Annotated in this window: 25 protein-coding genes and 1 pseudogene; 10 read left to right on the top strand and 16 right to left on the bottom strand. The window is 43.8% G+C overall.

The features are described from left to right. Nucleotides 1-2 precede the first annotated feature (2 nt). Nucleotides 3-1,112 (bottom strand): S-(hydroxymethyl)glutathione dehydrogenase/class III alcohol dehydrogenase, encoded by a 1,110-nt coding sequence (locus K7B67_RS14065; protein WP_252176522.1) that lies wholly within the window; start codon nucleotides 1,110-1,112, stop codon nucleotides 3-5. A 478-nt stretch (nucleotides 1,113-1,590) separates the two neighbouring features. Here K7B67_RS14065 and K7B67_RS14070 point away from each other — a divergent pair, with 478 nt between their 5' ends. Next, the gene (locus K7B67_RS14070) at nucleotides 1,591-2,229 is read left to right on the top strand and encodes a hypothetical protein (protein ID WP_252176523.1); all 639 of its coding nucleotides are present in this window, start codon (nucleotides 1,591-1,593) and stop codon (nucleotides 2,227-2,229) included. 91 nt (nucleotides 2,230-2,320) lie between these two features. Here K7B67_RS14070 and K7B67_RS14075 read toward each other — a convergent pair whose 3' ends face one another. The 3 genes and pseudogenes from K7B67_RS14075 to K7B67_RS14085 all read right to left on the bottom strand — a co-directional run bounded on the left by K7B67_RS14075 (nucleotide 2,321) and on the right by K7B67_RS14085 (nucleotide 4,233). After that, nucleotides 2,321-2,653 carry a type II toxin-antitoxin system HicB family antitoxin gene (locus tag K7B67_RS14075; RefSeq protein ID WP_252176524.1) on the bottom strand — a complete coding sequence of 111 codons (333 nt, stop codon included), beginning with the start codon at nucleotides 2,651-2,653 and terminating at the stop codon, nucleotides 2,321-2,323. Next, a pseudogene (locus K7B67_RS14080) lies at nucleotides 2,650-2,799 on the bottom strand (type II toxin-antitoxin system HicA family toxin); the annotation flags it as partial. The pseudogene K7B67_RS14080 and the gene K7B67_RS14075, both read right to left, overlap by 4 nt. Before the next feature lie 18 nt (nucleotides 2,800-2,817). Next, nucleotides 2,818-4,233: a transposase gene (locus tag K7B67_RS14085; protein WP_252176525.1), complete on the bottom strand. Its 1,416-nt coding sequence runs from the start codon at nucleotides 4,231-4,233 to the stop codon at nucleotides 2,818-2,820. Between the two features lie 70 nt (nucleotides 4,234-4,303). Between K7B67_RS14085 and tnpA the strand changes: the two genes are divergently transcribed. Beyond that, nucleotides 4,304-4,756 carry an IS200/IS605 family transposase gene (gene tnpA / locus K7B67_RS14090; protein ID WP_252176526.1) on the top strand — a complete coding sequence of 151 codons (453 nt, stop codon included), beginning with the start codon at nucleotides 4,304-4,306 and terminating at the stop codon, nucleotides 4,754-4,756. Here the strand turns inward: tnpA and K7B67_RS14095 are convergent. Next, nucleotides 4,742-4,903 (bottom strand): hypothetical protein, encoded by a 162-nt coding sequence (locus K7B67_RS14095; RefSeq protein ID WP_252176527.1) that lies wholly within the window; start codon nucleotides 4,901-4,903, stop codon nucleotides 4,742-4,744. The two genes, tnpA and K7B67_RS14095, sit on opposite strands and share 15 nt — an antisense overlap. 449 nt (nucleotides 4,904-5,352) lie before the next feature. After that, nucleotides 5,353-6,492, bottom strand: a complete 1,140-nt coding sequence (locus tag K7B67_RS14100) for an ISAs1 family transposase (RefSeq protein WP_252176528.1) — start codon at nucleotides 6,490-6,492, stop codon at nucleotides 5,353-5,355. Nucleotides 6,493-6,786: 294 nt separating this feature from the next. Here K7B67_RS14100 and K7B67_RS14105 point away from each other — a divergent pair, with 294 nt between their 5' ends. Together K7B67_RS14105 and K7B67_RS14110 are read left to right on the top strand one after the other, a co-directional pair. Next, nucleotides 6,787-7,050, top strand: a complete 264-nt coding sequence (locus K7B67_RS14105; RefSeq protein WP_252176529.1) for a type II toxin-antitoxin system RelB/DinJ family antitoxin — start codon at nucleotides 6,787-6,789, stop codon at nucleotides 7,048-7,050. Continuing rightward, the gene (locus K7B67_RS14110) at nucleotides 7,050-7,319 is read left to right on the top strand and encodes a type II toxin-antitoxin system YafQ family toxin (RefSeq protein WP_252176530.1); all 270 of its coding nucleotides are present in this window, start codon (nucleotides 7,050-7,052) and stop codon (nucleotides 7,317-7,319) included. The genes K7B67_RS14105 and K7B67_RS14110 overlap by 1 nt, the downstream gene beginning before the upstream one ends. Before the next feature lie 80 nt (nucleotides 7,320-7,399). Here K7B67_RS14110 and K7B67_RS14115 read toward each other — a convergent pair whose 3' ends face one another. Both K7B67_RS14115 and K7B67_RS14120 read right to left on the bottom strand, forming a co-directional pair. After that, on the bottom strand, nucleotides 7,400-8,305 hold the full coding sequence (locus K7B67_RS14115; RefSeq protein WP_252176531.1) for a hypothetical protein: 906 nt from the start codon (nucleotides 8,303-8,305) through the stop codon (nucleotides 7,400-7,402). 136 nt (nucleotides 8,306-8,441) lie between these two features. Then, nucleotides 8,442-9,092, bottom strand: a complete 651-nt coding sequence (locus K7B67_RS14120) for a hypothetical protein (RefSeq protein WP_252176532.1) — start codon at nucleotides 9,090-9,092, stop codon at nucleotides 8,442-8,444. Between the two features lie 175 nt (nucleotides 9,093-9,267). On the opposite strand from K7B67_RS14120, the gene K7B67_RS14125 reads away from it, so the two are divergent. Then, nucleotides 9,268-9,615: a phage integrase N-terminal SAM-like domain-containing protein gene (locus tag K7B67_RS14125; RefSeq protein WP_252176533.1), complete on the top strand. Its 348-nt coding sequence runs from the start codon at nucleotides 9,268-9,270 to the stop codon at nucleotides 9,613-9,615. Between the two features lie 619 nt (nucleotides 9,616-10,234). Here the strand turns inward: K7B67_RS14125 and K7B67_RS14130 are convergent. The 8 genes from K7B67_RS14130 to K7B67_RS14165 form a co-directional block, all read right to left on the bottom strand. Next, on the bottom strand, nucleotides 10,235-11,218 hold the full coding sequence (locus K7B67_RS14130) for a transglutaminase-like domain-containing protein (protein WP_252176534.1): 984 nt from the start codon (nucleotides 11,216-11,218) through the stop codon (nucleotides 10,235-10,237). A 19-nt stretch (nucleotides 11,219-11,237) separates the two neighbouring features. Then, on the bottom strand, nucleotides 11,238-11,882 hold the full coding sequence (locus tag K7B67_RS14135; protein WP_252176535.1) for an HNH endonuclease: 645 nt from the start codon (nucleotides 11,880-11,882) through the stop codon (nucleotides 11,238-11,240). Between the two features lie 172 nt (nucleotides 11,883-12,054). Continuing rightward, a complete protein-coding gene (locus K7B67_RS14140) occupies nucleotides 12,055-12,663 on the bottom strand; it encodes a hypothetical protein (RefSeq protein ID WP_252176536.1) in 609 nt (202 codons plus the stop codon). 11 nt (nucleotides 12,664-12,674) lie between these two features. Next, a complete protein-coding gene (locus tag K7B67_RS14145; protein WP_252176537.1) occupies nucleotides 12,675-12,962 on the bottom strand; it encodes a hypothetical protein in 288 nt (95 codons plus the stop codon). Between the two features lie 815 nt (nucleotides 12,963-13,777). Next, complete coding sequence (locus tag K7B67_RS14150) at nucleotides 13,778-14,878, bottom strand: Fic family protein (protein WP_252176538.1); 1,101 nt, start codon at nucleotides 14,876-14,878, stop codon at nucleotides 13,778-13,780. Between the two features lie 283 nt (nucleotides 14,879-15,161). Beyond that, a complete protein-coding gene (locus K7B67_RS14155) occupies nucleotides 15,162-16,400 on the bottom strand; it encodes a type II toxin-antitoxin system HipA family toxin (RefSeq protein WP_252176539.1) in 1,239 nt (412 codons plus the stop codon). 32 nt (nucleotides 16,401-16,432) lie between these two features. After that, a complete protein-coding gene (locus tag K7B67_RS14160; RefSeq protein ID WP_252176540.1) occupies nucleotides 16,433-16,675 on the bottom strand; it encodes a helix-turn-helix domain-containing protein in 243 nt (80 codons plus the stop codon). Between the two features lie 201 nt (nucleotides 16,676-16,876). Further along, on the bottom strand, nucleotides 16,877-17,329 hold the full coding sequence (locus K7B67_RS14165) for a CBS domain-containing protein (protein ID WP_252176541.1): 453 nt from the start codon (nucleotides 17,327-17,329) through the stop codon (nucleotides 16,877-16,879). A 207-nt stretch (nucleotides 17,330-17,536) separates the two neighbouring features. Here K7B67_RS14165 and ppa point away from each other — a divergent pair, with 207 nt between their 5' ends. The 5 genes from ppa (at nucleotide 17,537) to accC (ending at nucleotide 21,202) form a co-directional block, all read left to right on the top strand. Further along, nucleotides 17,537-18,064 (top strand): inorganic diphosphatase, encoded by a 528-nt coding sequence (gene ppa, locus K7B67_RS14170; RefSeq protein WP_252176542.1) that lies wholly within the window; start codon nucleotides 17,537-17,539, stop codon nucleotides 18,062-18,064. Between the two features lie 234 nt (nucleotides 18,065-18,298). After that, nucleotides 18,299-18,709, top strand: a complete 411-nt coding sequence (locus tag K7B67_RS14175) for a protein-disulfide reductase DsbD N-terminal domain-containing protein (RefSeq protein ID WP_252176543.1) — start codon at nucleotides 18,299-18,301, stop codon at nucleotides 18,707-18,709. A 108-nt stretch (nucleotides 18,710-18,817) separates the two neighbouring features. Beyond that, nucleotides 18,818-19,264 (top strand): type II 3-dehydroquinate dehydratase, encoded by a 447-nt coding sequence (gene aroQ / locus K7B67_RS14180; RefSeq protein ID WP_252176544.1) that lies wholly within the window; start codon nucleotides 18,818-18,820, stop codon nucleotides 19,262-19,264. Between the two features lie 119 nt (nucleotides 19,265-19,383). Further along, nucleotides 19,384-19,848 carry an acetyl-CoA carboxylase biotin carboxyl carrier protein gene (accB, locus tag K7B67_RS14185; protein ID WP_252176545.1) on the top strand — a complete coding sequence of 155 codons (465 nt, stop codon included), beginning with the start codon at nucleotides 19,384-19,386 and terminating at the stop codon, nucleotides 19,846-19,848. A 10-nt stretch (nucleotides 19,849-19,858) separates the two neighbouring features. Then, nucleotides 19,859-21,202, top strand: a complete 1,344-nt coding sequence (accC, locus tag K7B67_RS14190) for an acetyl-CoA carboxylase biotin carboxylase subunit (RefSeq protein ID WP_252176546.1) — start codon at nucleotides 19,859-19,861, stop codon at nucleotides 21,200-21,202. The last annotated feature ends 1 nt before the right edge of the window (nucleotide 21,203 follow it).

Below are 21,203 nucleotides of genomic sequence, written 5' to 3' on the forward strand. Positions count from 1 at the left end.
TGTCAATATTTGATGACGGTGCGAATCGATTTACCTTCATGCATCAGGTCAAAAGCTTTATTAATGTCTTCTAACGGCATTGTATGGGTGACCATTTCGTCGACTTTAATTTCACCAGCCATATATTTTTCAACATACTCTGGCAGTTGAGTCCGCCCTTTAACCCCGCCAAAAGCGCTGCCGCGCCAGACACGGCCTGTGACTAATTGAAATGGACGTGTACTGATCTCCTGACCAGCGCCAGCCACACCAATAATCGTCGACTCACCCCAACCTTTATGACAGCACTCCAGGGCACTTCTCATGGTTTCAGTTCGACCGATACACTCGAATGAGTAATCTACTCCGCCCCCGGTGAGCTCAACAATCACTTCTTGAATGGGTTTATTGTAATCCTTTGGGTTGATGCAATCAGTTGCGCCAAGGTCTTTGGCCATTTGAAATTTATCGGGATTAATATCCACCACTAAAATGCGCGAGGCTTTGGCCATCACAGCGCCTTGAACTGCCGACAGGCCAACACCACCCAAACCAAATATGGCTACGGTTGCTCCTTCTTCTACTTTCGCTGTATTCAGCACAGCACCAATACCGGTAGATACACCACAAGCTAACAAACAGACTTTATCCAATGGTGCGGCCTGACTGATTTTTGCCACGGCAATTTCAGGTAATACCGTATGCTCTGCAAAGGTCGATGTGCCCATAAAGTGATAAATGGGCTGCCCATCTTTTGAAAATCGCGAGGTTCCGTCCGGCATCAGGCCTTTGCCCTGAGTTGCACGAATGGCCTGACAGAGATTGGTTTTACCGGAGGTACAAAATTTACATTCGCCACATTCCGGAGTATATAGCGGGATAACGTGATCACCAACCGCGACGGATGTTACTCCTTCTCCTACCGCTTCTACAATACCTGCACCCTCATGACCTAATATACAGGGAAAGATACCCTCAGGGTCCTCACCACTCAGGGTAAAGGCATCGGTATGACATACGCCGGTTGCTGTTAATTTTACCAGAACCTCACCAGCCTGAGGTTCTTGAAGGTCAACTTCCTCAATAGTAAGAGGCTTGCCTGGTCCCCAAGCGACAGCTGCACGTGTTTTCATGGTTATACCTTTTTAAGTTGGAGAATAACTGAAAGTGACTGGCTTTTCTCAAACGGCTACCGATCTCAGCAAACTGTAAAGTGAATGAATCCTGAAATGAAGGTTTTTTTCTTGTCAGCACGCTGGACAACACTGTCCCAGTCGTCAGCTCCGCAAAGGTGACCGACAATGGTCATAAAAACGACTTCCCCAAGGATATGGGTACATTTGGCAGCTTGTCTGGGGTCTGGCAACTGGCTGGTTCGTTCGAGAAGAGAGTGAAATGCCATAAAAAAGGCAGAATGTACCAGAATCAAACAGGGCTTAGCAAGGACATTTTTACAAGAAATTGTTCAAAAAATGCTCATGCGTTTGCCCTGCGGTCATAGGGCAAAGCCCGGAACGAACTGGAACTATTTGTTATGTGGCGTTTTATGGTCTACTTTTCCGAGGTTCATCAAAAAATAAATCATTGAACCAATCTTAGGATCTACATACTATGGCACTTATTTACAGAATGTTATTTATTCTTTCCATGACAATTACCAATCTTTTTATATTCAATGCTTATGCTTCTGAGCAGATAAACTTTTTTATATGTTCAGCTACTGAAAATAAAAGTCAATATGCTGTTATTGAAAGAAAAACAATTGATAAAAAAATCTTTAATGATGATTTTGATAATAGTGGGGCTGTAATTAATCAGCTTGCTCCGCTTTTTCTTGCTAAGGACTATTACATCCCCAATTTTTGTAAAACAGTTAATTTAGAGAAATTAACTAATGAATTTCCATATTTGAAAGATAGCATCAAGCAATATTTGACTTTAGAAGATAGTAAAGATGACAAGGAGCCATTAATAGTAGTATTGCCGACTCAATTGACTAGTTCAGATTCTATTAATAAAGTTCGTCCAGCAATAATTGCTACGAGCCTTACCTTTGCAATTTTATGGGCGCTTGGTTCTTCATATTTAGCGCCTGGCTCTTTAATGGTTTTTATAACGTGTGCATTCAGGCCTGAACAATGTCAGACAGTTTTGGAAAATTTTTCCGATTTCTTCTCTGAACTATGGACAAAAGCTACAACACGACAAGTTACAGCTATGTCAGGAAAGGGACATAGATTAGGCAATTAGCCTAATAACGCCTGGTTCAGCCGCGCCGCCAACGGCGGGGCGGCGTCTCAGCCAGCTTGCTGGCGACATCACGCACTTGTTATGCGCTGGTTTATATGCGAGAAGCTTGAATTAAGGCTTTTGAAATCCATTGGTTAATACTTTGACCACTAACCTGAGCTGCTGTTGCAATGGTTGCATGAAGTTCTGGTGGAATACGAAGCATCAATTTACCAGAGTATGGTTTCTGAGGCTCCTTGCCCACAGAAGCACAAGTTTCGAGATAATCTTCAACTGCTTCGTGAAAAGCCTCTTTTAATTCTGCTACTGACTGACCATGAAAACCAACTCGATCTTTAATACCTGCAATATGACCAATGAAACACTCATCATCATCACTGTATTCTATGCTGGCTGCATAACCTTTATATGTCATTGTGTTCATGGTTTAACTCCAATCCTGATTAGAAAATCTCGTGCATCTTTCACCTGATACGGCTTTGCCTCTTTTTTCGGGTGCGGTCTATGGAAAGTTCCGATTTCACCATTTTTATGGAACCTTACTCGCGACCCGCGTCCCTCAATAATATCGGCTCCAACAGCAGTGAACTACTCGCCCCTAAAGGAACGAGCTTCCAATACTAAGCAAGCTACCGGAGTAGTTACCGTTCTTTTCTTTTTTGACGTTTCACTGCGAGCTGCGGGAGAGGGCTTGCCCTTTCCCGGCTTACATTTCGCTCCACGTCCTTTGGTTAGCACAGGAATTCCTTTGCCAACCAACTCCGTCCCAGAGTCCATGAAAAACTTAATTGCTCGTTTCTTGATTACGATGCTGGCGTTTCTGTCAGCGTTGTCAAAGTGTCCACATTGACCGCAAAGAAACCGTTCTTGTGTCTTGCGGTTGTCGGGGTGAGTGTGACCGCAATCAGCACACTCTTGACTCGTAAAGGGTGCAGGCACTTTGAAGACTGCTTTGCCTGCTTTTGCTGCTTTATATCGGGTGTAAGTTTCCAAGAAGTGCCATCCTACGTTGAGAATGGCCTTGTTCAGTCCGGCTTTTTGTTTCGCCTTGTTGGAGATGAACTTTCCGTTTTGATCTTTTTTTGCTTTTGGCCTGCGAGTCATTTTTGAGGTTTTCAGATCTTCGAAAACAATGACCTTGGCCTTGCTATCGACCATTGTTCTGCTGGTTTGGTGGCAGAAGTCTTGCCGAATGTTGGCTACTTTCTTGTGCTGCCTGCTAATCCTGTTCTTTGTTTTCTGACGACGGTTTGAGCCTTTGGTTTGGCGAGACAAACGGCGCTGAAACCTCTTCAGGTATCGCTGGCGCTTATCCATGTTCTTTTTCTGGTCTTCTTCAAAGTCGTAAGGCTTAACGCCAGTATGAACAGGTATGACAACACCTCGATCGACGCCAATAACATGCTCTTCCAGCCACTCTTTGGAAGCACCTTTGAGGTATTCCAAATGCTCTTTTTCTGTTGCTGGTTCTTCTGATCCATCGTCGTAACAGAAAGAAACGGAGTATTGACCAGCCTCTTTTCTAATGTAAATGGATTTTGGTTCGTTGAATAAACGGTGAGTTTTAAACGACAAATAACCAATATTATTGGTCTTTGTGCCAATGAAAAGACGGGTTACACCATCTGCACAGATATCGAACCGGAACAACTCTTTGGTGAGGTAAACACTGCCCTTGTCTGTCTTGGCTTTTTTCTTTGGTTTACCGCACTGGCCATTCATGTACTTCCGGTAGGTCTTATACCAGTTGGTAGCCGAGTTTCTGATTATCTGACTGGGACAATCGGATAACCAGGGTGATAACTCTTCGCTTTTGAATTGGGCTGCCTTTGTGTCAATAGGAGCATACATACCTATGGGGCAGTATTTTTTTGCGTAAGTGCTGTAATAGCGATGTTCATCACATTTCGCATTCCAGACAAACCGAGCGCAACCCATCCACTGAGACAGAACCAACTTTTGCTGATCTGTTGGATTGGCTTTGAGTCGGATACCTTGAAGCATTACATAACCTGTTGAATTTAATGGCTTCATGCTAGTCTGGCTAGAAATATCTGTCAAATATGAGGTTTTTATGTACGAATGGAAATCGGGTAGATCATGTGTATTTAGGAATAACGTACACCTAGTATTTGTTACTAAATACCGTAGAAACGTGTTCACCAAGGAAATGATTGACCGGCTACGTGAAATATTTTCAGAGACCTGTCTTCAGATGGATTGTGAGCTAATCGAATTTGACAGGGAGCACGATCATATTCACGCAATAGTTACTGTTCACCCAAAGCTGGCAATCTCTAACTTGGCAGGCAATCTAAAGGGAAAGTCGTCCTATATTTTAAAGCGTGAATACCGGGAGCGCATAAAGCCGATGTTATGGGGGAAACACTTCTGGAGCCCGAGTTATTGCTGTGTATCAGCAGGTGGTGCCAGTATGGAGACAGTTAAAAAATATATTGAAAGCCAGAGAACACCGCCTTCAGAAAAATCTGCTAAAACTTCCAAACGACTGTCACAGCAAGGCTAACGCCTTGCGCTGGCTAGACCCGCCCCTGAAGGAACGGGTTTGCGCCAGCATTTCGATCAAGAGGGCTTCTATAGCCTTCCATTCCAACTGTTTTGGGGTCGGATCTCTGAATACCGCTGTTAGCGTTTTACGGTGTTTTGCATTCATAAAAGACACTATAGAGCATAGTGTCATTAAATGGTATCGTTATTATGCTTTATGAGGAATTGAAGCGCATAACCCCTGCATAAGCGACGGCGCGTCTAGCGCCGTCCGCTGACACCCGACGACAAGAGTGGCGCAAACTCAAAGGCAACTATCTTTTCAGTGGCAAGAACCTGACCATGGTCTTTCGGGCAAAACTCCTTCGCGCCCTGGACGAACAAGGACTACTATCACCGAGCCTGAAAACAAGGCTGCCCAAACGTCAATTGCAAGCGGATGGGCAAAGGATGCCAGAAGTAGACCACCAGGCTGTGATGAGACCACAGTAAGAGAGCCTCAATATGTGCTTGCTGTAAACGACTGATTTGCAGCGAATCATGACAAACCGAAGCAGACTTTCTTGCCAAGTTTTTTATTGGCTTAACAGGGCTTACGCATGAAGATAATCATTCTCATTTAGCCCCAACAATGAATGATTTCAATAGCTGAGACAGGTATCTATTGCTCCATCCAGCCTTTTTACGCTTTGTCTTGATGCTCCTCTTACTGGTAACGTCGGCCTTCAGAATATTTAGGGCAATACGACGCAAGGTAGACAGATTTTCAGCAGCGCATTCATCTTTGGTTTGGCAAGCATCTTCATCAAAGGCAACGTCCAGCATCCAGTGCAGACTATTTTCCACTTCCCAGTGCTGGCGCGTTGCATTGAGCATTCCCTCGGCTGTCATGGTTTTGCTGGAAATGTAGAACCTTAGAGCTGTCGTGGCTTTGCCATCAATTGTTCGATCAGACTGAACGACACCAAACTGCTTTATTCCTGTCCATTCATCAGCTGTTGAAAGAGCCGAAACGTCATCAAAAACCCAGCAGCAGCGATATTCATGACGACCATGGCCTTTATTTTTGCACTCAAAAAATGCATCTGATACTGGCTCTTCCGGGTTGCTATTCCATCGCTCTTCGACCGCTGTCTGAATATCGTTGTGCAGTGTTTTTTGGTTTCCTTTAACAGCAAAAAGATAATCTGCCTCCTGGTTTACGCAGGTTTCTGCAATACTTTTTTGGCAGCTGATTGCATCGGCTGTAATCATGCAGCCTTTCAAGTCGATAGCTTCAAGAAGTTGGGGGACAGCGGTTATCTCATTCGACTTTTTATCAACCTTTTTTTGCCCTAAGACCAGGCTCAGTCTGGTGCTCCAGGCGCTAACCATAAGGACTGCTTTTTTACCCTTGCCTTTCCCTTTGGAACCCTTGATAACCTTGCCGTCAATTGGAATGATTTCAGCATCACCATCAGGTATATCAAGGGCTTCAGGATAAGCAGATTTTACCCACCGGGTGAAGCATTCCTGAAATTCATCCGGTTTGAGCATGCAAAAAATCCGGTAGAAGGTGTCGTGCGACGGAATACCATTGGGAAGCTCAAGAAATAAACGAAACCAGTCTTCTTTTTCTTCACCGAACTCTTGCATATCTTGCCATGTATCAGCCCCACAGATGATGGCACACACAGCAATCACAAGAATGTCGTTAAAGTTATGCTCGCAGGAAGAAGCACGCTTACGTGGGTCGGTTAACTCGTTGAGAAACATGATTAGCGGTTCAGGATTAATAGGCATCAGGCGTAAAATTGGGGTATTTTACAGCTTTTTAGCACAGATGTGTGAGCCATGATCAACTCATGATGTGGCAAAGCTGTTGCTTTGCGCGTCTAAATGAGAATGATTATTCTCATGCGTAAGCCCTGATTGGCTTAAGCTGCCAAGGGTACCTTTGCTGCCCTTGACAGAGGTACGGATCATATATGTTATGTTGCGTTTGCACTGTTCCTCAAATGATCTACAATGACACGGTGTAGAACAATATGACACACAGAGGTACTTAAAATGAGCAAGAGCGCAATGATCCGAGCCAGAATAGAACCTGATGTAAAGGAACATGCAGAAGCGATATTCAGGAAACTCGGACTTAACGCAACAGACGCAATCACTTTGTTTTATAAGCAGGTAGGCTTGTGTAACGGATTGCCCTTTGATGTTCGTATACCTAATGAAGAAACCCTGAAAGCCTTCAAGGATACAGACAAAGGGGTAGGCTTAACTCATTACGATTCAATGGAAGAAATGTTTGATGATCTGGATGCTGACTGATGCTTACTCCAGTACGATCAACGAAGTTTAAAAAGGATTACAAGAAAGTCGAACGGCAAGGTAAGGATTTAAAGAAACTTAAAACGATTATGGTTCGGCTTGCCAAAGAAGAAATCCTTGAACCTAAGTATAAAGATCACTACCTGACCGGAAACTACAAAGGGCGTAGAGAATGTCATATAGAGCCTGACTGGTTATTGATCTACATGATTGTTGGGAGTGAAATCTTTTTTGAAAGAACTGGATCACATTCTGAATTATTTAGGTAGCAACATAACGCTTGGTTCAGCCCTGCTGACGGCGGCGTCGGGCGGAGGGGCGTAGCCCCGGAACGAATTGGAAGAATTTGTTAGGTGTTTTTTTGCACAAACTTTATTGCTTGCTTATGTTTGTGGCTCAACCCTTTTTTATTTTTCATTTGACGTTCAACATCATCTGTTGAATGCGGGGCAGGTAAAAAATCATACCTTTTGCAGATAAAACCATTTTCAATGTAATAGTTAAATGTTGCTATTGATGCACCAGATGACAAGATTAGTTCAAAAACGTCATATAGCTTCAATGGATTTCTAGTCAGGAATTTGAAGCATGGAATAAAAAATATAGCCTTATCTTTTCTAATTCTAGGTATTACTGCACTCAAATATTCATCAAACCTTGGATCAAACCCACTTAAAACAACAGTTTTATTTTTACCAACGCTATTTGTATTGAAATCATATTTTTCTTCTATGCTAAATATGTATTCTGATTTAGATGGCTGATATGTTGTAGTTCCACTAGATATTTTGCTTAATTCTAAAAAAGCTTTATATGTAATTGGATGACTTTTACTAAAGGAAATCCCCTCACTCGAAGGTAAATCTGTAAAAATATCTTTTGAATTAAAGAAATTAATTGCTTCTATTGTAATTTCTTTAATATCATCGTCATCAATAAATACCTTTTCCTCTCCTATTAATTCTTGGCTATAACATTCATCTGCGTGGAGATCTTCTATAACACTATTTCTTATTGATGAATTTACAAGCATCTTAACCAATAATGATGGAGCCTTTGGCTCATAATTTACTGCTTCTTCGCGAGACATTTCAAGAAATGAAGCTCTTTCATTTTTATTGTTCCAAACTGATAAAATTGAATTCAGTCTTGTAGAAATATCAAGCTTAATAAATGATGTTTGCTTTTGATTTAACCCTTTTTCCTTAAGTTTTGGAGCCAAGATCTGATCTAAGTATTCATTAGTTATAGTCATTAAAGTCTCTAGATTAAAAATTGATATTTCATATTAGCAGAAAATACCTGACCCTTAATGTTTTGAGTTATTGAAAACTCGCGAAACACCTAACGCCTGCATCAGGTGCGCCGTCAGCGTCACCTGGATGCACTTGTTATAACAAGGACTGCACATAACTTTGAATTGTGCGTATAAATGAGTCAAAGGTTTTGTAGAATGATAAATACAATATAAGACCTATAAATAGTATAAAACCTTCAATTCTAGCTGCCCAGCGCCATTTGCGATTGTCTTCAACGAACTTTGGCAGGTCTTTAACCCCTTTCCAATATAAAACCTCAACAGTAACTGCTGTTATCATTAGGTAACACGCTGGAACTATAGCTGCCAGAATAAATATACCACCTACATTCTTCCCTTCTGAGATGAAAGCGGGAATTGAGATACCTACACAAAGCCCAATCATTGCTATAGAAAGCAAGGCGGAGAAGTTCTCAATTGTATGAATGAATCCTGATTGTAAACTTCGGCGATCAACAACTCCAAAAAGCATACGATGCCCTGTAATAGACAAGCCTGTAATAATGAAGAAGAACAGGAGTGTGTTGATAGCTATGCTTTCTTCAAATAGAGATGTAGCAAATTTTGAAAGGTCGAAGTTTATATCTGTATTTTTTATTATTAATTTATAAATACTGCTATTGATTATATATTTTTCAAGTGAAATTAATGTGCCAGAGAAAATGCCAATTATAATAAATGGCCATATGTTTTCTTTGATTCTTTTTGAGTGAGTTGATCTCAATGTTGATTCCTTGTTATAACGCCTAAATCAGGTGCGCCGTAGGCATCACCTGGATTTACTTGTTGAACCAAGCCTCTAACGCGGCAAAAAAATACCGTTCATCCCAGCCACCCCACCGTTGCCAATACTTCCTGATATCCGTACCACTCCGACGCGGCTTATATAAGGAAGCAACATGGAACGTTCTGCACAAATCCGGTTTGACAAACTGTATCAAAAACACCTCACCACCCTGAAACTTCAGGGCAAAAGAAAATCAACCATTGATCTATACAGCAGGCCGCTGCGGCGGCTGGCTGACTTCTTTGACCATTGTCCTGACAGACTCAGCCCTGAGGATTTAAAAACCTATTTTGCCGCCCTGGTGGAAAGCCACTCCTGGAGCACGGTCAAAACCGTTCGTAATGGCCTACAGTTTTTCTGGAAACATGTAAGGACTACTATCACCGAGCCTGAAAACAAGGCTGCCCAAAGAGTGGGTCGTCAATTGCAAGCGGGTGGGCAAAGGATTACCAGCACTTGAATATCTATCCTGCTATCTGTACCGAGGCTTGATCAGTGACAACAACATCCTGGCCAGCAAACAGGGAAAGGTGACCTTTTCTTGCCTCAACGGTGAGACCGGCAAAAAGGAGAAGCGAACCCTGCCAGGAGAAGACTTCCTGTGGCTGGTACTGAAACATGTATTACCCAGGCGACTTCGACGATCGCGGGATTATGGATTTTTAAACAGCAACGCAAAAAAACAATTATAACTGGTGCAACTGGTTTTAAATGTGATGGTCAAAGCAGTCGAACCCGTCATTCGCCCGACATTCACATGCAGGCGTTGCGGTGAGTCTATGAAACACATTGCGTTCAGTTTCCTGAAACCGACCTGAGCATTGCCACAGCAACAAAAACCGCCATTCACAAGCAGGGAGGAAATGTAAGCTCAGCCAGACAGAACCGACATATCTAAGACTACCGTAATTCAGTGGTCTGGAGACACTCATCCTGAATAAATGGCGTTCAGCAAAAACGTTTTGATTCAAGGCTCGCCAGAAAAGTAAACTTTAATAGACCTTCCTTACCAGAATTCAAGCCGGACTTGTGCAACAACAGGATAAGATTGCGGCTGGGCGCAATCTTATCCTTATTCGTCATGTGTATTCTCTATGTTTGGAATATAGATCTTTAATGCTTGGCGATTTAAACCAACCCCAATCATCAGGTAACGTTATTTGCTTGCAGCTTTCTATCGCTTCGTTAGCTGCTGGCACGTCCGATAAACTGCTATGCACAGCTAATTCATCCATTAATGAAAGTTCATTTTCATCTGCTATTGGAGTGATATATTCTTGGAGTATGCCCCACCCTGTATCCCAAGCTAACAACTCGATCTTTGTGAGTGCGAATAGGTCACGAATCACATTACCTTTAATAAAGGCAAGACCACTAAAACCGTTGATACCAAATAATTCTGGGTTTTCTTTATCGGATCGACAAATCTCCCATGCTTTACCTGCAAGAATGAATTTATCTTGAGGGAAATCACACGGATCAAAGTCAATTTTCAATGTATCTCGGTGCAAGCTATCTAACTGAGCATCAGCCATAACCCACTTCGATTTCCTCTCGCTCCAAAACTCACAAATCCAGTGGTCTTCAAAGTGATTTGACCTCAGATACGTTGCAAAACCACATCTTAAGCGTGCAGGAATTCCCTTAGCCCTGAGGATTGAACATAGCATCAGAGAAAAATCACGACAGATACTCACAATTCTATTCTGTGCTTTTCGAGGAGAAGTTAAATCCTTCTCTCCCTTTGATTCTGCACGCTCAAAGATATCTGAAATGTATCTTAGCTGCATTTCTTTAAACTGCGTGGCTTCATCAAAGTCACAACCATATCTTTCAAACCAATAGGCATGAATCAATAGATTTTGAGTAAACTGACAAATGCTTTCAATATCACTGGGTAAATTTTCAAGTATTGACCGAAAATTAGCAGTATCCGTGAAAACACTCGCAGTCGAAAAGTAATTATTATTCATAGCATTAACTTGAAATTTGTGGATACACATAACGCCTGCATAAGCGGCGGCGCGTCTAGCGCCCTCCGCTGGATGCTCTTGTTGAACCAACTGGTTTTAAATGTAATGGTCAATGTGAAAGAATTTTTCGAATCCCTTCCACATTTAATGGTTCTTTTTCAGAGTGATCCAGTCTATGGCAGTTTGCACACAAAAGAATAAGATCACTTTTCTTTGTTTTACCTGTATGTTTATCGCTACTTATTGGAACCGTATGATGGCACTCAATAATTCTAAGTGCTGCTTTTTCTTCATACTTGTTTCCATCATGATCACATGCTGCACAAATTAACTTATTATTTTTGTATGCATTAATTTTTAACTTTCGAGAAATTGCCGACTTTCTTTCTCTATAATTATGGGTTCTTGATCGTATTTCACCCTCAGCAAGACTATCGTCACCTTCTAATTTACGTATCTTATTTAGTATATTTTTGACATCTTCAGATAAACATAACTCTTCGCCCAAATCTCCCATATCGTAAGAATCAAAATTGCTAAAAATATGGAATAGCACATCTGATACAATTGGTGACACTTCAACTTTTTTCCACTCATCAGAGCACAATGAGTCCGGGCCTGCATTTTTACACCCTTCATAGAAAGGACATGACTCGAGACATTGTCCTTCTTTATGCCATGTTTCTCCCCCCGGCATGATCGATTCAAATACTGCAACTTCTTCATTGGTCAAATTGAGCTCTTTTTTCAACATAAAATCACCAGATACCTAATTTCCATTGCTGTAGACACACTCTAATGAAGAGTTCCAAAAAGTAGCAGCACAAACATCGGCATTGAAACTCTGTACTTTATGTTGAGCAGCTAAAGCCTGCTGCAAGGGTGCGAACACAGTGAGCAACCCTTTGACTGCACTTGTTATACCTCTACTCGTAGGCTGGCAATTGCTTTGCGATATCATCAATTACACAATCAATTGGACATTTAAAGCTAAAATGAGGAGCCCCTTCTTTTCTATCAAAAAACGGTTTATTAGCATCAGAAAAAGATTTCTGTATTGACGCTATTTTTGAATCTAGCATTAAGCTTTTGCATGAATTTTCCCCATATAAAATATTAATCCAGTTTTCTAACAATAATTTTCTTTCAGAAAACGGATAATCTGTTTCATACATTTTTTGAGATAACCAAAGCTCATGAATATTTTTGATCTCCGGCGGTTTACTTATATTTGACTCTTTTATTGAAGTTATTTTCTTTCTTGCTTTTTCAATATCTTTTCGTTTCTCTAAAATATCAGAAACATAGTGGAAAGGTAACAATATTGCTAGAAATAATATTAGAATAAAAGCCATGGGAAGAAATAAAATTTGTTTGATTTTAGTCTTCCAGTTTTCATCTAACACTATTCCGTCAATTATACCTTTAAGCGGACTTTCATATTTCTTTTGCTGCAAATCTTGCAACTCTTTGCGAGCAATTCTTAGCTTTAATTCTATTGCCAATTCAATGCATTTTTGTTCTTTTTTATTCATAAAAATATAAATTACTTATCGAATGAAACAACAAATGAGATAGAAGCCCCAGATCCTAAACAGAGTAAAAATAACTGGAATGCACTTTTACCATCCCATTTATGGGGCATCAATTGCTCCATATCCTTTGTTTCAAATATTGTGACAGCAAAGAAAATCACCATGATAATGAAATAAAACCAAATACCATACGAACATGTATTGAGAATAAACCTACCAAGATAAGTTGTCTGGGGAAAACCCGCTTTATCCAAGGTGCTCTCAAGCTCATCCATGAGACGATCAATTATGTTAGCCATAACTTTTCCGTAAGTTGCATGTTTTCCACTGTATTAAAATTTTTGAGATATTTCTACACATGCTCAGAGTTGGCTTTGAGGCATAACAGCTATTAGACCTCAAGCGAGTGATATCAGCTATCACACTCACACGTAGCATATCCCCCTAAACCAAGGAAAATAAACTCACCTGAGATATATCCTAACTTTTCAACCTGCCAAAAAGTCATTAATTATCAACAATTTATAACCCATTTCACCCCCTCCCCGAATAGGCCGCAAGTGAGTTACTTGCATTTTTGGTACTTTCTTCAAAAACACAGTACAAAATAACAGCTATCGAATTTACCATGCCATCCCCTTTTGTAACCGAAGCACGCAACACCATAAAATATGACAGGCACACTACCGCCCAACTGCCACACAGCTGAAGAACAACGACTCCCTTATCTCAATCATTTCCTGCTTGTCTGAAAGTAGTAAGATTGTGCCAGTATTCTCTATTGAAGGGTAGGCATTAATGCTACCTCCGCTTAAACCATGCTGATCAGTAATGGATCGAACTCCCGCTTACCAAAGCTCCGGCCAGCTCGAACTGGTATATCAAGCCGAAGTTACCGGGTGGTGTGATTCTTTGTATACGTCATTGGCCATGTTTCATAAGACCTACTCAGTAGCCAGCCTTTCCTGCTCATCAACCACAAGAAGACACAACGCAAATGGTCGTAATACGATATTCGTCGTTTATCAGGTTAATCTGGTCTTTGCCTCGTGCTCCGGATTCCACTTTTCCACTCCCTGATCCCACTCTCACTCAGCATTAACTGGAACGTTCATCAATAGGGCACCAAGTCATTACTATCGCGCTTCATCAGATCAATCAACTTCTTATGAACAAACAGCTTTTCTTTACCAGATTGAACTTCCTCGAGCACACCTATTGCACAAAGCTGCTTGAGGTAGAGCGAGGCAGTTTGTCGCCGGGCAATGCCGCGCTCTGTCAGGTTACTGATACGACTATAGGGCTGTTCAAAAATAATTTGAATCAACTCATGACTATAGATTTTGGGTACCTGTTGCTGAATCCACCGTGATGTCATCTCCATCAGTTCCCGTATACCGGCTATTTTTGCCCGGGTCCAGCAGGATGTATTTTCCACAGCTTCCAACATATATAACACCCAGGGTTCCCAGGCCTGCTCCTGAGTGACCTGATTAAGCAGTTGATAGTATTGAGCCTTGTTCCGGACGATATAGTGGCTCAAATAAAGAATGGGCAATGTCAGTAGACCTTGCTCCAGCAGGTAAAGAATATTCAGTATCCGCCCGGTACGGCCATTGCCATCGGTAAAGGGGTGAATCGCCTCAAACTGATAATGCGTTACCGCCATTTTCACAAGCGGGTCAGTGTCGTCTTCTACGTGAATATACCGCTCCCAATCGGCCATCAGGTCACGGATTACCGCTTCTCCTTCGGGTGGGGTATAGATGATTCTGCCTGTCAGATCATTGGCGAGCTTAGTGCCTGGCACTTTGCGAATGTCCATTTCGCACCCTTTAATGGTGCTGCACACAGCTGCCGCCATATTGGTTGATATAGGCCTTTGGGCAAGTTGCTGAACACCCGAAAAAAGCGCAGTTCGGTATCTCAGAGCCTCTTTGGTTGCCGGATCTGCCTGGCTGTCCTCTTCGGCGTACTGGAACAGCTTGTCGGTGGTGGTGACAATATTCTCTATTTCGGAACTGTCTTTCGCTTCCAGCAGTGGCAGCATATTGATCAGCAGTTCCTGATTCGGTAACAGCTCTCCGGCCTGCTTGAGCTCTGCCAATGCAGACCGAGCCCTGATACAGGCTTTGAGAACGGGAACTGTCTCTAGACTTTGAGCAACAGGCAACGGTGGAAGCTGGTTGTAAGGCTGATCAGGCTGGCACTTCATGTTCATAAACCGGTAAAAAATCGACACGTTCTCAGCTTATGTCGATAACATCGACATGTAAAGAAAACATGTTTAAAAAAGCTCACTTAATCGACATGTTTTGCAGTTATGTCGATAGCATCGACATGTAAGGGAAACATGTTTAAAAAAGCGCATTTAATCGACATGTTTTACAGTTATGTCGATAGCATCGACATGTAAGAAAAACACGTTTAAAAAAGTACATTTAATCGACATGTTTTACGGTTAGGCCGATACAGCTCGAATGACCTGAGTACCAACATCACAAATAACGATCAACCTTCCTTTTTTTAGCCCTTTTAACATTGTATTTAATCCCAGAGCCTGTGACCGACATAGCTCTGGCGATAGACTTCTCCAGGGCAACCCTGAGTTCTGGAAACGACTCCCACCGATCGAAGCCATTAATATAATCTCTGGCAGTGTCCGCCATCTCTTCCAGTCGTTTTGAAGGACTTTTGACACCAATTCCTTTGCCAAATTTTACCAGTTTGTCTTGATCTGGAAACTCACGGCTTTGACCCATTTTCAAAGCCAGGTCATGAGCGTCACTTTTGTACACCGTCGTGTTGACCACATCATAAAGAGGAGAAAGCGTTAACCATGTTAACGGATTAACGCTGTCATAAAGTAATGAAAAGTTTTTTAAATGAGCATCACCATTACCCAACAAACAACTGATGGCGATGTAGTCAAAAATCTGATCAGTCTGCTGCGTATCTTTAGTATAAAGTTGCACCACTCTGGCAACCTGTTCGTAGCTACCCAGATACTTGTCATCCCCCGCCCTTTTCATCAATACAGCAAAGTCTTCCATGCCTAATGACTGCCCCTTTAAACGATCAAAGCGCTTCATGATAAACAGCTCTTCATTCTGTGACAGCCAGAACTCTGGAACACTGATGCCACATTCTCTGGCAATGCTCATACAGATAAACTCATTCAGTGCCAGGTTCTCATACTCATCTCCCCCGGTTTTAACGATCAATTCCGGTTCGACTAAAGTTCCTCTTTCACTGGACTTCTGAGTATTGACCAGAAGTTTTGGCTGAACACCTGATATTGCCGCCGTGTTCAAAAGGTATTTGTCCAGAAGATATTCAAAGACGCTTTCACGACGATCCCAGCTTACAAGAGCTTCAAGGCTTTCATACCCGGCAGGCTCCAGCACAAGATCACTCTCATAACTGAGTCGACCTATTCCACGGTTCTGCTGGAGCGCCAGAAACAACATATCGTTGACCTTGATATACCGCCTTAGTCGTTCAGTTAGCCTTTCCCTGACATAGCCTTCAGGGATGTTCATCTGAAAAACGGGATGAAGGGCTCCGCTGTTATAAGAAGCCACTCTTTGCGGCATCGTCAAAGAGATTTCTTCGCCAGACTCTCCATAAGAAAAGGAAAAAGAGCCCCGATCAAAGTCCAACACTCCGGCCTGACCTACCGGAGTATAAACCCGGACCCGATTCATTTTTTCAGGCCATTCATCAAAGCGATTCAATCATTCTCTCCAGTCATGGTTTTATCCATTGATCACTCTTCATACTTAAACAACTCATCAAGTTCATCCCATGTGGGCCTTTCAGCATCTTTGACCGTCAACTCCAGACCCAACAACCCCAGGTAATTGTTCAAAGCCCACAAAGCTCCCCGGTACCGATCGTTTTCGATGGCAGAGATCACACTTCGGGTAGTTTTAGCCTTTTTAGCCGCCTCGGTCTGGTTCCAGCCCCTGGCCTTTCGACGATCCCGACATTGTTGTCCGATAGTGCTCATTTTCATCATTTTTGACTTTATATAGATTCAAAATAGCAAAAATACTAGAAATGAACATATATAAATTCATTTTTTACCAACAATCTGCCATTAGATATTCAAAAGAAGGGCGGGGCTACATGACCATTCAGACAGATATTTCTAAAGAAGAGAGAGCTTACCGGTTTTTCCGCTAAGCTCGTACCACTCAGACCAACACCATCAAGCAACCACAGGCTTGTTAGCCAGATCCCTTACATCGTTTTTTTGCACGACAGGTGTTTCATAAAATTCCAACACCGAAGACATGACATCCTTGGGACTGAGCATCCCGACCAGAACACCGTCATCAACAACCGGCACCCTGAAAGCATGGGCTTTCATAAAGTGCTCATAAGCGGTGATGATATCGTCATTGGAGGATACGGCAAGGACATCCCGATTCATACTTTCACCCACAAGACCCCCTTCCTGGGAAAAATACCCCCCCATCAAAGTCCCCTGAAGACAGTCGGTTTCTGAAAGGATTCCGACCACCCTGCCACTTTCATCAACGACCGGAAGGGCTGTAATATCGTTATGAAGCAATATTCTTATCGCCTCAACCACTTCCATGGTTGCAGGAATAGTGATCACCTGAGGCGTCATGCAGTCTTTAACTTTGATTGATCTCATAAGACTTCTCCGGTTTGTTCCGAGCAGTCAGGAGCCATACTGACACCTACAGTATTCTACCCTTTTTCGGACAAAGTACAGCTTCCGGAGCAACTTCCTTCATAAAGTCTTGTTCAGAACGGAGACAAGTCCCCTCAGGGACTCTATAATGACTGCCTTTCCACCCTTTTTACCTCTGTAATCGAAATAAGGCAAAGGTATACACACATGAGCTATGCAAATATCCCGGCAGGTAAAAGCTTGCCTGAAGATATCTATGTTGCTATCGAAATTCCGGCCAATGCGTCACCCATCAAGTATGAAATCGACAAGGATATTGATGCCCTGATGGTAGACCGTTTTATGGCTACCCCCATGTTCTACCCTGCCAACTATGGTTACATCCCTCAGACGCTGGCGGACGATGGTGATCCCCTGGACGTTCTGGTCATCACTCCATACCCTGTGGTTCCGGGTTCTGTCATTCGCTGCCGAGCAGTGGGTATGCTGAATATGTCAGACGAAAGCGGTCAGGACGAAAAACTGATTGCGGTGCCTCACGAGAAGCTGTCGGCACTGTACAATGATGTGCAGGAATACTCCGACCTGCCCGAGCTACTACTGAAGCAAATCGAACACTTCTTTGAGAATTACAAGGATCTGGAACCCGGCAAATGGGTCAAGATCGAAGGCTGGGAAGGCAAAGAAGCGGCCTTTGAAGTCATCAAAAAATCTGTAGCCAACTACAAAGGCTGACAAGACTACCCTAACAAACTATCTTTTAAGATCGTTTGTAAAATAGTTTGTTAGGGACTCGGGCACCCTCACCGGGCTCTTTCGCTTGACAATAAAAAAACCAGAAACAAAAGCAGTAGGTTTTCTATGGTTCAGCTATTCAAAAGCAATCAGAAATCTTGCCTCCCGCCCTTTTTCCTCGCTCTTTTTACCTGGGCATTTTCCTGCTGCGCTTCTTCTGACCTGAATCAACTCTTGGGTAACCCTTCATCCGACACCGAAACATTTGTTCCAGTTGAAAAGGCATTCAAACTGGAAGCAGAGATCGTAAACAACACCCTGCTACTGCACTTTCTGGTCATGCCAGGGCATTATCTCTACAAAGATCGATTCAGCTTTTCCAGCCATCAAAGCGCCACCCGGCTTGGAAAGCCGCTATTCCCCAAAGGTAAGAAAAAGTACGACATTAACTTTGAGCAGGACATGGAGATCTTTCCAGAAAATATCACCATCAAAATTCCCATCAAGAGCTCTGAACCCAAGCCTCTCTTCCAAATAAAGTTCCAGGGCTGTGCTGATGCGGGTCTTTGCTATCCGCCACAAACACTTAGTATTGCTGTCCCGAATCCCAATGTCGTCAGTGTGAACCCGATTGCGCCCATGTAAATCTGGCTTTGAAATGCTTGGTAACTGGCCTTAACGTTCAGTAACACGCACGAACTAGACCGTTTCATTTCGTTGCGGCACAATGTACGCCACTATGAGAGGATACTGATGGCAACACTACTTGTTCTGAACGGCCCCAACCTGAATCTGCTGGGAACCAGAGAGCCCGACGTGTACGGTGCCAAGACACTGGCACACATCGACCAGACTCTGACCCAACAGGCTCAGGCGGCTGGCCACCAGCTCAGTTGCTTCCAGAGCAACGCTGAGCACGAGCTTATAGAACGGATTCATAAAGCCTCTGAGCAGAGTGTTGATTTCATCATTATCAACCCGGCTGCTTACACCCATACCAGTGTTGCTATCAGAGACGCCCTACTGGCTGTCGCCATTCCCTTTGTTGAAGTTCACTTGTCCAACGTCCATCGACGGGAAGCTTTCCGACATCACTCCTATTTCAGTGATATCGCCGAAGGTGTTATCGCCGGGCTCGGACCCAGGGGCTATGAGTTTGGTCTGGCCTACGCCCTTGACCTGCTCGCTCAAAAGTCTTAGTCACCACTGGCTTTACCGGCGGGCCGACCTGCCTGAAGGCTGCATGATTGAGTGCGCCAGAATACATTCTATAAACCACGGGACAGTTTCTCCCTGTCCAACAGCATTTGAGATTGACCATGGACATCCGAAAAGTAAAAAAGCTCATTGAGCTGCTGGAAGAATCTGGAATTGACGAACTGGAAATTCACGAAGGTGAAGAGTCCGTTCGCATCAGCCGTTATTCCCAGAATGCTCCGGTAGCCGCAGTCGCTGCCCCACAGATCATTCCTGCAGCAGCTCCTGCGCCTGTGGCAGCTGTCCCTGAAGCTCCGGCAGCCGCAACCGTTGAAACCAGGCCAAAACTGTCTGGTCACCAGGTCAGATCGCCAATGGTCGGTACTTTCTACACGGCCTCCTCCCCTACCTCACCGGTTTTTGTTGAGCAGGGGCAGCAGGTTAAGGAAGGTGACGTGCTCTGTATTGTCGAAGCCATGAAGATGATGAACCAGATCAAGGCCGACAAGTCAGGCACCATCGAAGCCATTCTGGTTGAAAACGGGCAGCCCGTTGAATACGACCAACCCCTGTTCACCATTGCTTGAGACAGATGCCATGCTGGATAAAATCGTAATCGCCAACCGGGGCGAAATAGCCCTGAGGGTATTGCGGGCCTGTAAAGAACTCGGCATCAAGACCGTCGCTGTGCACTCCAAGGCTGATGAAAGCCTGATGCATGTACGTCTGGCTGACGAGTCTGTCTGCATTGGCCCCAACAGCCCTGCTGAAAGCTATCTGAATATCCCGGCCATTATCAGCGCGGCAGAAGTGACCGATGCTGATGGTATCCACCCTGGCTACGGCTTTCTCTCAGAAAATGCTGATTTTGCCGAGCAGGTAGAACGCAGCGGATTCACCTTTATTGGCCCCAAACCTGACGTGATCCGCCTGATGGGTGACAAGGTATCTGCCATTACTGCCATGAAGAAAGCCGGTGTTCCTACCGTTCCCGGCTCTGACGGCCCGATAACAAACGACGACGAACGCACATTAGCCATTGCTCGCCGCATTGGCTATCCAGTCATTATCAAAGCATCCGGTGGTGGCGGTGGTCGCGGTATGCGAGTGGTTCACAGCGAGTCCGACCTGCTCAGCGCCATCAACCTGACCCAGTCTGAAGCGAAAGCCGCCTTCAATAACGATGTCGTTTATCTGGAAAAATTCCTGGGAAACCCTCGTCACGTTGAATTCCAGGTACTGTCTGACAGCCACGGCAATGCGATACACCTGGGCGACCGCGACTGCTCTTTACAGCGTCGTCACCAGAAAGTCATTGAAGAAGCTCCGGCACCGGGCATTGACGAAGACGCCAGAGCCACCGTAGCGGCCGCCTGTACTAATGCCTGTATTGAAATCGGCTACAGCGGGGCAGGCACCTTCGAATTTTTGTATGAAGATGGCCAGTTCTACTTTATCGAGATGAACACCCGTGTGCAGGTTGAGCACCCTGTTACCGAAATGATTTCGGGCGTGGATATTGTCAGAGAACAGATTCGTATTGCCAGCGGCCTGCCTTTGAGCATTACCCAGCAAGACGTTGAGCTTCAAGGCCATGCTTTTGAATGTCGCATCAATGCCGAAGACCCCAAAACCTTTATGCCCTCGCCGGGTCTGGTTAACCAGTTCCATTCTCCTGGCGGTAATGGTGTCCGTGTTGATTCTCACCTCTACAGTGGCTACAGCATTCCTCCTTACTATGACTCACTGATCGCCAAGATCATCACCTATGGCCCGGATCGTGAGACCGCCCTGTTAAGAATGCGCAATGCACTGGATGAAGCGGTTGTGGACGGCATTCGTACCAATATCCCACTGCACCAGGAGCTGGTGACGGACGAGAACTTCCAGCAGGGAGGCGTCAGCATCCATTACCTGGAAAAGAAACTTGAAGCATCCTGAC

The sequence above is a fragment of the Endozoicomonas sp. 4G genome, assembly GCF_023822025.1.
GTDB lineage: Bacteria > Pseudomonadota > Gammaproteobacteria > Pseudomonadales > Endozoicomonadaceae > Endozoicomonas_A.

Excerpts from the sequence above, each read along its gene's own strand:
- accB (WP_252176545.1), top strand. The coding sequence starts at position 19,384 with ATGGACATCCGAAAAGTAAAAAAGCTCATTGAGCTGCTGGAAGAATCT.
- K7B67_RS14105 (WP_252176529.1), top strand. The coding sequence starts at position 6,787 with ATGAGCAAGAGCGCAATGATCCGAGCCAGAATAGAACCTGATGTAAAG.
- K7B67_RS14145 (WP_252176537.1), bottom strand. The coding sequence starts at position 12,962 with ATGGCTAACATAATTGATCGTCTCATGGATGAGCTTGAGAGCACCTTG.
- K7B67_RS14125 (WP_252176533.1), top strand. The coding sequence starts at position 9,268 with ATGGAACGTTCTGCACAAATCCGGTTTGACAAACTGTATCAAAAACAC.
- K7B67_RS14135 (WP_252176535.1), bottom strand. The coding sequence starts at position 11,882 with ATGTTGAAAAAAGAGCTCAATTTGACCAATGAAGAAGTTGCAGTATTT.
- ppa (WP_252176542.1), top strand. The coding sequence starts at position 17,537 with ATGAGCTATGCAAATATCCCGGCAGGTAAAAGCTTGCCTGAAGATATC.
- K7B67_RS14100 (WP_252176528.1), bottom strand. The coding sequence starts at position 6,492 with ATGTTTCTCAACGAGTTAACCGACCCACGTAAGCGTGCTTCTTCCTGC.
- accC (WP_252176546.1), top strand. The coding sequence starts at position 19,859 with ATGCTGGATAAAATCGTAATCGCCAACCGGGGCGAAATAGCCCTGAGG.
- K7B67_RS14075 (WP_252176524.1), bottom strand. The coding sequence starts at position 2,653 with ATGAACACAATGACATATAAAGGTTATGCAGCCAGCATAGAATACAGT.
- aroQ (WP_252176544.1), top strand. The coding sequence starts at position 18,818 with ATGGCAACACTACTTGTTCTGAACGGCCCCAACCTGAATCTGCTGGGA.
- K7B67_RS14110 (WP_252176530.1), top strand. The coding sequence starts at position 7,050 with ATGCTTACTCCAGTACGATCAACGAAGTTTAAAAAGGATTACAAGAAA.
- K7B67_RS14095 (WP_252176527.1), bottom strand. The coding sequence starts at position 4,903 with ATGAATGCAAAACACCGTAAAACGCTAACAGCGGTATTCAGAGATCCG.
- K7B67_RS14070 (WP_252176523.1), top strand. The coding sequence starts at position 1,591 with ATGGCACTTATTTACAGAATGTTATTTATTCTTTCCATGACAATTACC.
- K7B67_RS14085 (WP_252176525.1), bottom strand. The coding sequence starts at position 4,233 with ATGCTTCAAGGTATCCGACTCAAAGCCAATCCAACAGATCAGCAAAAG.
- K7B67_RS14140 (WP_252176536.1), bottom strand. The coding sequence starts at position 12,663 with ATGAATAAAAAAGAACAAAAATGCATTGAATTGGCAATAGAATTAAAG.
- K7B67_RS14165 (WP_252176541.1), bottom strand. The coding sequence starts at position 17,329 with ATGAGATCAATCAAAGTTAAAGACTGCATGACGCCTCAGGTGATCACT.
- K7B67_RS14115 (WP_252176531.1), bottom strand. The coding sequence starts at position 8,305 with ATGACTATAACTAATGAATACTTAGATCAGATCTTGGCTCCAAAACTT.
- K7B67_RS14150 (WP_252176538.1), bottom strand. The coding sequence starts at position 14,878 with ATGAAGTGCCAGCCTGATCAGCCTTACAACCAGCTTCCACCGTTGCCT.
- tnpA (WP_252176526.1), top strand. The coding sequence starts at position 4,304 with ATGTACGAATGGAAATCGGGTAGATCATGTGTATTTAGGAATAACGTA.
- K7B67_RS14160 (WP_252176540.1), bottom strand. The coding sequence starts at position 16,675 with ATGAGCACTATCGGACAACAATGTCGGGATCGTCGAAAGGCCAGGGGC.
- K7B67_RS14065 (WP_252176522.1), bottom strand. The coding sequence starts at position 1,112 with ATGAAAACACGTGCAGCTGTCGCTTGGGGACCAGGCAAGCCTCTTACT.